General features: G+C 69.7%; 13 protein-coding genes. 7 read left to right on the top strand and 6 right to left on the bottom strand.

What is annotated here, in order from left to right; all coding sequences use genetic code 11:
• A complete protein-coding gene (locus ACGF4C_RS28035) occupies positions 1-369 on the bottom strand; it encodes a YciI family protein (protein WP_393569596.1) in 369 nt (122 codons plus the stop codon).
• A gap of 265 nt (positions 370-634) precedes the next feature.
• Between ACGF4C_RS28035 and ACGF4C_RS28040 the strand changes: the two genes are divergently transcribed.
• The 3 genes from ACGF4C_RS28040 to secY all read left to right on the top strand — a co-directional run bounded on the left by ACGF4C_RS28040 (position 635) and on the right by secY (position 3,074).
• Complete coding sequence (locus tag ACGF4C_RS28040) at positions 635-1,141, top strand: SigE family RNA polymerase sigma factor (protein ID WP_393569598.1); 507 nt, start codon at positions 635-637, stop codon at positions 1,139-1,141.
• A gap of 11 nt (positions 1,142-1,152) precedes the next feature.
• On the top strand, positions 1,153-1,542 hold the full coding sequence (locus ACGF4C_RS28045; protein ID WP_393569600.1) for a cellulase: 390 nt from the start codon (positions 1,153-1,155) through the stop codon (positions 1,540-1,542).
• A 218-nt stretch (positions 1,543-1,760) separates the two neighbouring features.
• The gene (secY, locus tag ACGF4C_RS28050; protein WP_393569602.1) at positions 1,761-3,074 is read left to right on the top strand and encodes a preprotein translocase subunit SecY; all 1,314 of its coding nucleotides are present in this window, start codon (positions 1,761-1,763) and stop codon (positions 3,072-3,074) included.
• 169 nt (positions 3,075-3,243) lie between these two features.
• On the opposite strand, the gene sodN is transcribed toward secY, so the two are convergent.
• Positions 3,244-3,639 carry a superoxide dismutase, Ni gene (gene sodN, locus ACGF4C_RS28055; protein WP_030416009.1) on the bottom strand — a complete coding sequence of 132 codons (396 nt, stop codon included), beginning with the start codon at positions 3,637-3,639 and terminating at the stop codon, positions 3,244-3,246.
• Positions 3,640-3,844: 205 nt separating this feature from the next.
• On the opposite strand from sodN, the gene sodX reads away from it, so the two are divergent.
• On the top strand, positions 3,845-4,315 hold the full coding sequence (gene sodX, locus ACGF4C_RS28060) for a nickel-type superoxide dismutase maturation protease (RefSeq protein ID WP_388964291.1): 471 nt from the start codon (positions 3,845-3,847) through the stop codon (positions 4,313-4,315).
• On the opposite strand, the gene ACGF4C_RS28065 is transcribed toward sodX, so the two are convergent.
• Positions 4,219-4,848: a CGNR zinc finger domain-containing protein gene (locus ACGF4C_RS28065; protein WP_393569605.1), complete on the bottom strand. Its 630-nt coding sequence runs from the start codon at positions 4,846-4,848 to the stop codon at positions 4,219-4,221. The genes sodX and ACGF4C_RS28065 overlap by 97 nt on opposite strands.
• A gap of 94 nt (positions 4,849-4,942) precedes the next feature.
• On the opposite strand from ACGF4C_RS28065, the gene ACGF4C_RS28070 reads away from it, so the two are divergent.
• Entirely contained in the window at positions 4,943-5,704 is a 762-nt protein-coding gene (locus tag ACGF4C_RS28070; protein WP_393569607.1) for a class I SAM-dependent methyltransferase, read from the top strand.
• Between the two features lie 84 nt (positions 5,705-5,788).
• Here the strand turns inward: ACGF4C_RS28070 and ACGF4C_RS28075 are convergent, their stop codons facing one another.
• Genes ACGF4C_RS28075 through ACGF4C_RS28085 form a run of 3 tightly spaced genes read right to left on the bottom strand, consistent with a single transcriptional unit; the run spans position 5,789 to position 8,562 of the window.
• A complete protein-coding gene (locus ACGF4C_RS28075) occupies positions 5,789-6,541 on the bottom strand; it encodes an amino acid ABC transporter ATP-binding protein (RefSeq protein ID WP_362148694.1) in 753 nt (250 codons plus the stop codon).
• Positions 6,542-6,585: 44 nt separating this feature from the next.
• Positions 6,586-7,527, bottom strand: coding sequence for an amino acid ABC transporter permease (locus tag ACGF4C_RS28080; RefSeq protein WP_030416014.1), 942 nt, complete (start codon positions 7,525-7,527; stop codon positions 6,586-6,588).
• A gap of 60 nt (positions 7,528-7,587) precedes the next feature.
• Complete coding sequence (locus tag ACGF4C_RS28085; RefSeq protein ID WP_393569609.1) at positions 7,588-8,562, bottom strand: ABC transporter substrate-binding protein; 975 nt, start codon at positions 8,560-8,562, stop codon at positions 7,588-7,590.
• Between the two features lie 542 nt (positions 8,563-9,104).
• Here ACGF4C_RS28085 and ACGF4C_RS28090 point away from each other — a divergent pair.
• Together ACGF4C_RS28090 and ACGF4C_RS28095 are read left to right on the top strand one after the other, a co-directional pair.
• Positions 9,105-10,334: an NADP-dependent malic enzyme gene (locus ACGF4C_RS28090; RefSeq protein ID WP_393569611.1), complete on the top strand. Its 1,230-nt coding sequence runs from the start codon at positions 9,105-9,107 to the stop codon at positions 10,332-10,334.
• Between the two features lie 191 nt (positions 10,335-10,525).
• Entirely contained in the window at positions 10,526-11,488 is a 963-nt protein-coding gene (locus tag ACGF4C_RS28095) for a zinc-binding dehydrogenase (RefSeq protein ID WP_393569613.1), read from the top strand.
• The last annotated feature ends 284 nt before the right edge of the window (positions 11,489-11,772 follow it).

Here is an 11,772-nt window from a genome sequence, read left to right on the forward strand (position 1 = left end):
TCACCCCCCGACCGCCGCCGGCTCGTCCACCTGCCGGACCTCGGCGGACAGGGTCCACGCGTCCCCGTGCACCCCCAGGAAGCGCTCGGCCCATCCGACCGCCTCCTGCTGCGAGCCGGCCCGGATCAGCGCGTACCCGCCGATCACCTCCCCGTCCTCCTGGAACGGCCCCTCGGTCGCGGTGATCCGCCCGCCCGACAGCCGCAGCCGGGTGCCCTGTGTGCTCGACGTCAGCCCCGCGGTGTCCAGCAGCACCCCGGCCGCGGTCATCTCGTCGAGGAGCTTGCCCATCCGCTCCATCAGCTCCGCGCCGGGCCCGCCGGCGGGCATCGCGTTCTCGTCGGTCCTGAGCAGCATCATGAAGCGCATGGCGGCCTCCCGTGTCCCTGTCGCGTCGTCCCTACGGCGCCCGGCCGGCCCCTGCCGGGTGGCCGGATCGCCCCCTTACTAACCCGGCGAACCGCCCCGTGCCGGCCCGACACCACCTGGAATGCGCTTTCGGTGCAAAGAAGTGGCTTACGCACGGGCCGAGGTGGGCGTGTGAGGCAGCTCACGTCCGCGGAGTGCATAGCGGGACGTGGGTCAGTGCCTTTGTAGGGGCGTAGGCGAGTGATCGAGGGGAGGGACGGCGTTGATGGGGCAGATGCGGGCCGATGCGTTCGACCGGTTCGTCGCGGCTCGTTGGCCGGCACTGCTTCACCTGGCGCATCTGCTCACCGGCGGAGACCGTCACCGGGCCGAGGATCTGCTGCAGGAGGCGCTGGTCAAGCTGTGGTTCGCATGGCCGAGGGTGGCCGAGCAGGCGCCGGAGGCGTATGTGCGCCGGGTGCTGGCACGTGCGGCGGCCCGCTCGGCGCGGCGTCGCTGGTGGGGCGAGCGTCCGGTGGAGCGGTTGCCGGAGCTTCCCGAGACCGGCGATGTGGCCGCTGCCGTGGAGGAACGGACGCGGTTGGAGGCCGCGTTGGCGCTGCTGCCGGTGCGGCAGCGTGCCGCGGTGGTGCTGCGCTACTACCAGGACCTGTCCGAGGGGCAGGTTGCCGAGGCGCTGGGGTGTCCGGTGGGCACCGCCCGGTCCCTCACGTCACGGGGCGTGGCGCGGTTGCGGCAGGTCCTGGGTGACGCCATCGAGCCGGTGAAGTGAAAGGAGACATCATGGAAGACTTCGAGCGCGAACTCGCGCGGATGATGCGCGACACCCAGGCCAACACCCCCTTTGAGGACCAGCACCGGCAGCGGCTGCAAGCCGGGGTCCGGGCCCGTCGGCGTGCTCGTACGGTCTGGATGGCCACCGGCTCGGCGCTGACGATCGCCGGGCTCGGCGTCGGGCTGGAAGTCCTGCCGAGCGCCTCCGCCCAGGGCGGGCCCGCCGTTCCTCATCACCGACCCACCTCCACGACCGCGCCGGTCCCCCTCCCGCCCCGCACCTGCACCACCGTGCCGGTCCCGCTTCCGGCCCACACCTCCACGACCGTGCCGGTCCCGCTCCCCACCCGCACCTGCGCGACCGCGCCGGCCCCGGCCCCCACCTCGACGGCCAAGTAGGGCCGGCGCCAGGGGAGCGAGCGGGAGTGCCGTAAGGACGCTCCACAACTCGCCCCGCGCGAACGCCGCGCCGCACCGCTGCTGGACCTTCGGGCCGACCACCACCACCGGCCTGCTCGGCATCACGAGCTCTCTGACGTCACGTCAGCTCTGGCCGCATGCAGAAATCTGCTCCGGGCCGGCGATGACGCCTGCCTGAATTAAGGACGACTTGAAAAGTGCCTACCGTATTCGTCAGGGTGTTCAAAGAGCCCGGTCTTCGCAAAAAGATACTCTTCACGCTGGGAATCCTGCTGCTCTACCGCTTGGGGCAGAACGTCCCGGTCCCCGGGGTGAATTACCGGTACGTTGCCCAGTGCATCAAGGCGGGGGGCGGCAACGGCGGCCTTTTCGGCCTGATCAACACGTTCAGCGGTGGTGCGCTGCTGGAACTCACCGTCTTCGCCCTGGGGATCACGCCGTACATCACGGCGAGCATCATCCTTCAACTGCTGACGGTGGTCGTTCCGCGCCTGGAGGCGCTGAAGAAGGAGGGCCAGGCGGGCACCGCGAAGATCACCCAGTACACCCGGTACCTGACGCTGGGCCTGGCGGTGCTCCAGGGCGCCGCCGTGGTGGCCAAGGCGCAAAGCGGTGGACTCTTCCCCACCTGCCAGGTCCGGGCCCAGATCGTCCCGGACACCTCGATCTTCCGGACCTCCGTCATGGTCATCACGATGACCGCGGGCACCGCCGTGGTGATGTGGCTGGGAGAGCTCATCACCGACCGCGGCATCGGCAACGGCATGTCCCTCCTGATGTTCACCTCCCTCGCCGCCAGCTTTCCGGCCAACCTGTGGGGGATAAAGAAGTCGGGCAAAATACTGGGCGGCTGGGGCGAGTTCGGCCTCGTGATCGCGGTCGGCCTCTGCATGGTCTGCCTGGTGGTCTTCGTCGAGCAGGCGCAGCGCCGGATTCCGGTCCAGTACGCGAAACGAATGATCGGCCGCCGTTCCTACGGCGGCACGTCGACCTATATCCCGCTGAAGGTGAACCAGGCGGGTGTCATTCCCGTCATCTTCGCCTCATCGCTGCTCTCCATCCCCACGCTGATCGATCTCGGGGGCGACTCGGCGTCCGGATGGGCCCGGTGGATCGCCACGAATCTCGTCAGGGGCGACCAACCGGTCTATCTGACCCTTTACTTCCTGTTGATCGTCGTCTTCGCGTTCTTCTACGTCGCCATCTCCTTCACCCCCAAGGAAGTCGCCGACAACATGAAGAAGCACGGCGGGTTCATCCCCGGCATCCGGGCCGGCCGACCCACAGCTGGCCATCTGGGTTACGTGCTCAACCGGATCACCTGGCCGGGAGCGCTCTACCTGGGGCTGATCGCCCTTGTGCCCACGGCGGCACTGGTGCTGTTCCACGGCAGCAATTTCCCGTTCGGCGGCACGAGCATCCTCATCATCGTGAGCGTCGGCCTGGAGACCGTGAAGCAGATCGAGAGCCAGCTCCGGCAGCGCACTTACGAAGGGTTCCTCCTGCGCTGACGCGCCTCGCCCTGGCCGTGAGGGCCGCGGATCCACGCGCGGCTGCGGCCGGGCAAAGAAGACCGCACCCGCTCCGTCATGGCCGCCGTGTGCGGCGGCATGCGGACCGGGTGCGGACAGGTAGGCGGGGCCACCCGCGGAAGTGCAGGTCAGGCCGCCTGTGCAAGCCTCAGGCCTTCTTGGTCTCCCAGAAGATGTCGGCGATCTTGCCGATGAGGTCGAGGGCCTTCTGGCCGGTCGCCGGGTCGTTGGAACCCTTGGCCGCGCTGAGCGCCTTGAGGGTGTCGTTCACGAGCTGGTGCAGCTCGGGGTACTTCTCGAAGTGCGGGGGCTTGAAGTAGTCGCTCCACAGCACCGAGACGTGGTGCTTGGCCAGCTCCGCGCGCTGCTCCTTGATCAGGACGGCGCGGGTGCGGAAGTCAGGGTCCTCGTTGGCCTGGTACTTCTCCTGGACGGCCTTGACCGACTCGGCCTCGATGCGGGCCTGGGCCGGGTCGTAGACGCCGCAGGGCAGGTCGCAGTGGGCGCTGACCTTGACCTTGGGCGCGAACAGGCGGGAAAGCATGTGCAGTCCTTCCTCGTGATCGTCTTCTCAGGTGCGAGATTACTCGGTGCGGGAAGGCTTTTCTCGGGCGGCCCGGGGGTCTTAGGGCAAAAGTCCGGTGCCGGGCCGGGACTGTTGGAGGATGGACCTGAGCGAAGCGAAATGGGGGTGCCCCCGGACGGAGTCCGGGGGAGGGTCGGACCGGGGCTGGACCGGGAGGTAAGGGATGCCGGAGCGGGTGGACGAGCGCGGACCGGAGCAGGGCGAGGGCGCGGAGCCGGGGCCGGAGCGGGCCGGGCTGCTCCGCGCGTTCGGGCTGGCCGAGGTCTACAACCCGTCCATGGTGCCCACGCTGCTCCCCGGTGATCAGCTGGTGGTGCAGTACGGCGCGGTGGTGCGGCCCGGTGACGTGGTCGTGCTGCGGCACCCGTTCCGGCAGGACCTGCTGATCGTCAAGCGGGCCGTGCGGCGGCAGGACGGCGGCTGGTGGGTCCGGGGGGACAATCCGTTCGTCGAGAACGACAGCCGGGAATTCGGGGTGGTTCCGGACGAACTGGTCATCGCCCGTGCCCGGCTGCGGCTGCGGCCGCCGCGCGGGGTTCAGCGGTCGGTGCCCGCGCTGCTCTCCTGGGCGGCGTCCGCGGTCCGTCCGGTGCGGGCCGAGCGTTCGCTCTCCAGGCGTTTGCGGGCGCGGTAGGCGGCGACGTTGGCGCGGGTGGCGCAGCGGTCGGAGCAGTAGCGCCGGGAGCGGTTGGTCGAGGTGTCCAGGTAGACGTGGCGGCAGGGGGCCGCCTCGCAGATGCCCAGCCGGTCCACGCCCAGTTCGGTGAGGTGGAAGGCCAGTCCCATGCAGGCGGTCGCGGTGAAGCCGGCCGTTGCGTTGGCGGCCTGCTCGGCGATGTGCATGTGCCATTTGGGCCGCCCGTCGTCGTCCCGGTACTCGTGGCCGGAAATCTGCGGGCTGACCGGGAACTCCATCATCAGCGCGTTGAGCAGGTCCACCGCCAGGACCTCGTCGTCGGCGGCGGCGGCCTCGAAGACCGCGCGCAGCCGGGCGCGCACCGCCCGCAGCCGGGTGACGTCGCTGTCGGTCGCCCGCCGGGCCGCCTGCTGGGCGGGCCCGAAGAGCTCGCGCACGGCCTCGACCGAGGTCAGGCTGTCGCTGCCGCGCTCGGGCTGCTCGGTGTTGACCAGTCGCACGGCATAGTCCGAGTAATAGGCCAGTTCCACTTGTAGTCCTTACGGGCGGCGGATAGGGTGCGGTCGTATGGGTGCAGTAATGGGCAGGCCCATTACTAGGGTATTACGGCGTGGAGGGGAAGCGATGACCGAGACCGTCGTCGGTGCCGATTGGCAGGCGTGGCAGGACAGTTGGGACCGCCAGCAGGAGTGGTACCTCCCCGACCGCGAGGAGCGGTTCCGGGTGATGCTCGACATGGTCGAGGCGCTGGTGGGCCCCGCGCCCCGGGTGCTGGACCTCGCGTGCGGTACGGGCAGTATCACCGACCGGCTGCTGAAGCGGTTCCCGGAGGCCGGGAGTGTGGGCGTCGACCTGGATCCCGCGCTGCTGGCCATCGCGGAAGGGTACTTCGAGAACGAGCCCCGGGTCAGGTTCGTACGGGCCGATCTGAAGGACCCGGACTGGACGGCGAAGCTGCCGCACGACTCCTACGACGCGGTCCTCACCGCGACCGCGCTGCACTGGCTGCACACCGAGGACCTGCGGGCCCTCTACGGCCAGCTCGGCACGCTGGTGCGGGACGGCGGGGTGTTCCTCAACGCCGACCGCATGCCGGAGGCGTCCACCCCGCGGATCAACGCGGCCGAGCGGGCCTTCCGGCACGCCCGGATGGACCAGGCCAAGGCTGCCGGCGCGGTCGACTGGGCCGAGTGGTGGCAGCTGGCCGCCGCCGACCCGCGGCTGGCCGGGCCGACCGCCGAGCGCTTCGAGATCTACGGCGAGCACGCCGACGGCGACACCCCGTCGGCGGCGTGGCACGCGGCCGCCCTGCGGGACTCGGGCTTCGCCGAGGCCCGGACGGTGTGGTCCTCGCCCACCGACGCGCTGGTGCTCGGGCTGAAGTAGCGCCGCCCGTACACCGCAGCGATGGGCCGCCCCCTCGGGGAGCGGCCCATCGTGCCGTATCACCGCGCGTCCGGCCGGAACGCCTTACAGCACCTTCGACAGGAACGACTTCGTCCGCTCGTGCTGCGGGTTGCCCAGGACCTCGCGCGGGTGGCCGGACTCGACGACCACCCCGTTGTCCATGAAGACCAGCGAGTCGCCGACCTCGCGGGCGAAGCCCATCTCATGGGTGACGACGATCATCGTCATGCCGTCCGCCGCCAGGTCCTTCATGACGTCCAGGACGTCACCGACCAGCTCCGGGTCGAGCGCCGAGGTCGGCTCGTCGAAGAGCATCAGCTTCGGCTCCATGGCCAGGGCCCGGGCGATCGCCACCCGCTGCTGCTGACCGCCGGAGAGCTGCGAGGGGTAGTTCCCGGCCTTGTCGGCCAGCCCGACCCGGTCCAGGAGCTTGGTCGCGCGCTCCCGGGCCGCGGCCCGGGACTCGCCCTTGACCTGGACCGGCGCCTCCATGACGTTCTCGATCGCGGTCATGTGCGGGAAGAGGTTGAAGCGCTGGAAGACCATGCCGATGTCGCGGCGGCGGGCGGCGACCTCGCGGTCGCGCAGCTCGTAGAGCTTGCCGTTGTTCTCGCGGTAGCCGACCAGTTCGCCGTCGACGGACAGCCGGCCGGCGTTGATCTTCTCCAGGTGGTTGATGCAGCGCAGGAACGTCGACTTGCCGGAACCGGACGGGCCGATCAGGCAGAAGACCTCCCGGGGCGCGACCTCCAGGTCGATGCCCTTGAGGATGTGCGCCGCGCCGAAGGACTTGTGGACGCCCTCGGCCTTGACCATCGGGCCGCCGCTGCTGCCGGCGGTCTTCGTCGTCAGCTTGCTGGTCATCCGACACCTCCGGCGGAGCGGTTGAAGCCGCCGGACAGCCGCGCCTTGGCGCGCTGGAGCGGAGTGGGCGGGAGCTGGCGGCTGGAGCCCCGCGCGTAGTAGCGCTCCAGGTAGTACTGGCCGATGCTGAGCACCGTGGTGGCGATCAGGTACCAGGTCGCGGCGAGGATCAGCATCTCGACCACGACACCGGAGTCCCGGCCGACGTTCTGCGCGGCCTGCAGGAGGTCGTAGTACTGCACGGCGATGACCAGCGAGGAGGTCTTCAGCATGTTGATGACCTCGTTGCCGGTCGGCGGCACGATCACCCGCATCGCCTGCGGCACGATGATCCGGCGCAGCGTCTTGCCGTGGCTCATGCCCAGCGCGTGCGCCGCCTCGGTCTGGCCCTCGTCGACGGCGTTCAGGCCGGCCCGGCAGATCTCGGCCATGTACGCGGCCTCGTTGAGGCCGAGGCCGAGCAGCGCGCACAGGAACGGGGTCATGAAGTCCGACCACTCGTCCTTGTAGATCGGCATGATGTCGATGTACTGGAAGACCAGGCCCAGGTTGAACCAGAGGAACAGCTGGACGTACACCGGGGTGCCGCGGAAGAACCAGACGTAGAACCACGCGACGGTCGACGTCACCGGGTTCTTGGACTGGCGCATCACGGCCAGGATCACGCCGAGCACGATGCCGATGATCATCGACAGGACGGTGATCAGCAGGGTGTTGCGCAGGCCCTTGAGGATGTCCCCGTTGAACATGTACTGGGGGATGGCGCCCCAGTTGACGTTCCCGGAGGCGAAGGCCCGGAACAGCAGCGCGACCAGCCCGATGACCACGAGCGCCGCGACCCAGCGCCCGTAGTGGCGGACCGGGATGGCCTTGATGGACTCGGGCGGGGGCGGGGCGTCCGCCGGCGGCTGGGCCGGCTTGTCGACGTCAACTGACACGGAGGTTGCCTTTCAGCATTCGGCGGGAGGGCCGGAGGGGACGGGACGGCTGCCGGCGGCTCAGCTGCCGCCGTTGAGCTTCACTTCCTTGACCGCCGCGTCCTTGACGTCCCACTTGTCCAGGACCTTGGCGTACGAGCGATTCTTGATCGCGAGTTCCACGGCCGCCTTGAGGGCGTCACGGAGCTTCTCCTGGCCCTTGGGGACGGCGATGCCGTACGGGGCCGCCTTGAGGGGCGCGCCGCCGACCATCTGGAAATCCTTGCCGTGCCCGGAGACCTTCACCGCGTACGCCGCGACCGGGTAGTCGCTGGAGACGGCGTCCACGCCCGCGGTACGCAGCCGGGTCTGGGCCTCGGAGTCGTTGTCGAACGCCTCGATGGAGATCGGCTCCTCGCCGTTCTTCTGGCAGGCCTTCGACTTGTCCTTGGCCAGGTCGTGCGAGACCGTGCCGCGCTGGACCGCGATCTTCTTGCCGCACAGCGTTTCCCAGCCGTCGACGCCGTTGGTCTTGCCCTTCTGGGTGTACAGCGAGACGCCGACGTTGAGGTAGTCGATGAAGTCGACGCCCTGGCCGATCTTCTTGCCGGTGTTGCTGTCGATGCCCTCCTGGCGCTCCTTGGTGTCCGTCATCGCCGACATCGCGATGTCGTAGCGCTTGGACTTCAGACCGCCCATGAGGGTGTCGAAGGTGGCGTTGTTGAAGTTGAGCTTGATGCCCAGCTCCTTGCTCATCGCCGCCGCGAGGTCCGGGTCGATGCCCTCGATCGCGCCGTTCGATCGGAATTCCACCGGCTTGTAGGTGATGTCCGAGCCGACCTGGAGGAGGCCCTTTTCCTGCACGTCCTTCGGCAACAGCTTGAACAGCGGCGCGTGGACGTTCCGGTTCTTCTGCGCCTCACGCCGGGCGATCGCCGCGTCGGTCTGGTCGCCGCAGGCGCTGAGCACCATCAGCGAGGCGACGACCGCGGCCGCGGCGGCCACGGCTTTACGGTGCCTGCCGGCGGCCGGGCGGCGCGTGGTGCTTGCGGTCATGCTGATCCTCCTGCGGGTGGAGAAGCCGACGTGACAAAGACGTGACGAAGGGGCCGTGCGCACCCCTTCGAGCGTCGCGACCTCGGTTGGTGACGGAATCTTGCCATCCGGACTCCGGTATTCGGACTGTCGTACAGGTCAAAATCGGATAACGGACGGGGAAGCGGAGGTGACGGCCCTGTGGCAGATGCGAAACCAGCGTCCCGTGGGAAGCCAGGGGCCGTTAGGTTCGCTCCAGGCGTCTCGAAATCCGGACAGCGGACTCATGGCTCTTCTGCCTTTTTCGTCCATTTCGCCGTTATTGTCGGGCCTCTCAACCCGAGGGTAATGAATCTGACTCGTCGGGGCCCGCGCCCGTCGGGTAGAAAGGTGCGTTACACCCCTCATCCGGGGCTCAGGGCGCGTGTGCGGCGCGCCCGGCGTCCGTACCTCCCCCCGCGCGGCGGCCAACCGTCACGCAGGGCGCGGACGCGGTGCCCGCCCACCCCTTAACCAGGGAGTGGTCACCCTCAGCAGATTTACGAATAAAAGGGGTAAGACAAGTGGCAGCGGAGATCGTCAATCCCGCCAGCGACGGCAATACCGGCGCGGACGAAGACCCGGGCACAGCGCCCGACGGCACCTTCGATCCGGCCTTCGCGCTGCATCGCGGCGGCAAGATGGCCATTCAGGCAACCGTCCCGGTGCGCGACAAGGACGACCTGTCCCTCGCATACACGCCGGGTGTCGCCAAGGTGTGCAGCGCCATCGCCGAGCAGCCCGAGCTCGTGCACGACTACACGTGGAAGTCCCAGGTCGTCGCGGTCGTCACGGACGGCACCGCGGTGCTGGGTCTGGGCGACATCGGCCCGGAGGCCTCCCTCCCCGTGATGGAGGGCAAGGCCATCCTGTTCAAGCAGTTCGGCGGAGTGGACGCGGTGCCGATCGCGCTCGCCACCACCGACACCGACGAGATCATCGAGACCGTCGTCCGGATGGCACCGTCCTTCGGCGGCGTCAACCTGGAGGACATCTCGGCGCCGCGGTGCTTCGAGATCGAGCGCCGGCTCCAGGAAGCCCTGGACATCCCGGTCTTCCACGACGACCAGCACGGCACGGCCGTCGTCACGCTCGCCGCGCTGCGCAACGCCGCGAAGCTCACCGACCGCTCGCTGGGGCAGCTGCGCGCGGTCATCTCCGGCGCCGGCGCGGCCGGGGTCGCCATCGCCAAGATCCTCATCGAGGCGGGCATCGGCGACGTCGCGGTCTGCGACCGCAAGGGCGTGGTCTCCGCCGACCGCGAGGACCTCACCGACGTCAAGCGCGACCTGGCCGGCTTCACCAACAAGGCCGGGCTGACCGGTTCGCTGGAGCAGGCGCTGGACGGCGCCGACGTCTTCATCGGCGTCTCCGGCGGCACCGTGCCGGAGGCGGCGGTGGCGAAGATGGCGAAGAACTCGCTGATCTTCGCGATGGCCAACCCCACCCCGGAGATCCACCCCGACGTCGCGCACAAGTACGCGGCCGTGGTGGCCACCGGACGCAGCGACTTCCCCAACCAGATCAACAACGTGCTCGCCTTCCCCGGCATCTTCGCCGGCGCCATGCAGGTGCGCGCGTCGCGGATCACCGAGGGCATGAAGCTCGCCGCCGCCGAGGCACTGGCCGCCGTCGTCGCCGACGAACTGAGCGCCGACCGGGTCATCCCCTCGCCGTTCGACGAGCGGGTCGCCCCGGCCGTCACCGCCGCCGTGGCCGCCGCCGCCCGCGCCGAGGGCGTGGCACGCCGCTGAGCCCCGGCGGCCTTGCCGCTCCCGTGCAACGGGCCGGGCCCGCACCTCCCTCAGGGTGCGGGCCCGGCCCGTTCGCGATGAGCGACCTGGTGAGGTGCGCGGCCGTTGTGCCGGTTTGCGGCCGGGTGGCGCGGTGCGTGTCACACCCGTGCGCGGTACCGCGGCGCCCGCCCGCGGCCTACGTTGGGATCATGTTTGCTGCCTATGCCGCCCGCATCGACCGTGACCAGCCGCTGAACGGCCTCGAGTTGGGGGACCGCCCGGCCCCCGACGTACGCCCCGGCTGGACGACCGTCAACGTCAAGGCCGCCTCGCTCAACCACCACGACCTGTGGACGCTGCGCGGGGTGGGCATCACCGAGGACGCGCTGCCGATGATCCTCGGCTGCGACGCCGCCGGGATCGACGCGGACGGCAACGAGGTCGTCCTGCACTCCGTCATCGGCCAGACCGGTCACGGCGTCGGCCCCAAGGAGAAGCCCTCCATCCTCACCGAGCGCTACCAGGGCTCCTTCGCCGAGCAGGTCACCGTCCCCACCTGGAACGTGCTGCCCAAGCCGAAGGAGCTCTCCTTCGAGGAGGCCGCCTGCCTCCCCACCGCCTGGCTGACCGCGTACCGGATGCTGTTCACCAACGGGGGCGTGCGCCCCGGGGACAGCGTGCTGGTCCAGGGCGCGGGCGGCGGCGTCGCGACCGCCGCCATCGTCCTCGGCGCCGCGGCCGGCCTGCGGGTCTTCGCCACCAGCCGCGACGAGGCCAAGCGCAAGCGCGCCCTGGAGCTCGGCGCGGAGGCGGTGTTCGCCAGCGGGGAGCGGCTGCCGCAGCGGGTGGACGCGGTGATCGAGACCGTCGGCGCCGCCACCTGGTCGCACTCCGTCAAGTCGCTGCGCCCCGGCGGAACGCTCGTGATCTCCGGCGCCACCAGCGGTTTCACCCCCAAGAGCGGGGAGCTGAACCGGATCTTCTTCCTGGAGCTGAAGATCGTCGGCTCGACGATGGGCAGCAAGGAGGAACTGGCCGGCCTGCTCAGCTTCTGCGCCGCGAAGGGGATCCGCCCGGTGATCGACTCCACCCTGCCCCTGGACCGCGCCCGCGAGGGCTTCGCGAAGATGGCGGAGGGCGACCTCTTCGGCAAGATCGTCCTCACGGTGTAGGTGTTTGCCCCACGTAGTTGGCTGCGGCGCCGTGGGTGTTGCTCGCCGTTGCGCTTTGCGGCGCCTCCCACGTACCCGTCTGTCCCGCCGCGGGGCTCGCCGCTAGCCGCTCTGCGGCGCCCCGTACGTACTCGTCTGTCCCGCCGCGGTGGTTTCTCGCCGTTGCGCCTGCGGCGGGCTGGTGGTGTTTCGGGTGCGGTGACGGGCCTCCGGGGCCGGTTGTGTGGACTGCTGACGCTTTACGTCCACACAACCGGCCCCTCCGGCCCGTCCCCTCCCGTTGG

The sequence above is a fragment of the Streptomyces sp. NPDC048197 genome (genome assembly GCF_043202395.1).
GTDB lineage: Bacteria > Actinomycetota > Actinomycetes > Streptomycetales > Streptomycetaceae > Streptomyces > Streptomyces siderophoricus.

Excerpts from the sequence above, each read along its gene's own strand:
- ACGF4C_RS28035 (WP_393569596.1), bottom strand. The coding sequence starts at position 369 with ATGCGCTTCATGATGCTGCTCAGGACCGACGAGAACGCGATGCCCGCC.
- ACGF4C_RS28045 (WP_393569600.1), top strand. The coding sequence starts at position 1,153 with ATGGAAGACTTCGAGCGCGAACTCGCGCGGATGATGCGCGACACCCAG.
- ACGF4C_RS28040 (WP_393569598.1), top strand. The coding sequence starts at position 635 with ATGGGGCAGATGCGGGCCGATGCGTTCGACCGGTTCGTCGCGGCTCGT.
- ACGF4C_RS28085 (WP_393569609.1), bottom strand. The coding sequence starts at position 8,562 with ATGACCGCAAGCACCACGCGCCGCCCGGCCGCCGGCAGGCACCGTAAA.
- ACGF4C_RS28095 (WP_393569613.1), top strand. The coding sequence starts at position 10,526 with ATGTTTGCTGCCTATGCCGCCCGCATCGACCGTGACCAGCCGCTGAAC.
- ACGF4C_RS28070 (WP_393569607.1), top strand. The coding sequence starts at position 4,943 with ATGACCGAGACCGTCGTCGGTGCCGATTGGCAGGCGTGGCAGGACAGT.
- ACGF4C_RS28075 (WP_362148694.1), bottom strand. The coding sequence starts at position 6,541 with ATGGTCAAGGCCGAGGGCGTCCACAAGTCCTTCGGCGCGGCGCACATC.
- sodN (WP_030416009.1), bottom strand. The coding sequence starts at position 3,639 with ATGCTTTCCCGCCTGTTCGCGCCCAAGGTCAAGGTCAGCGCCCACTGC.
- sodX (WP_388964291.1), top strand. The coding sequence starts at position 3,845 with ATGCCGGAGCGGGTGGACGAGCGCGGACCGGAGCAGGGCGAGGGCGCG.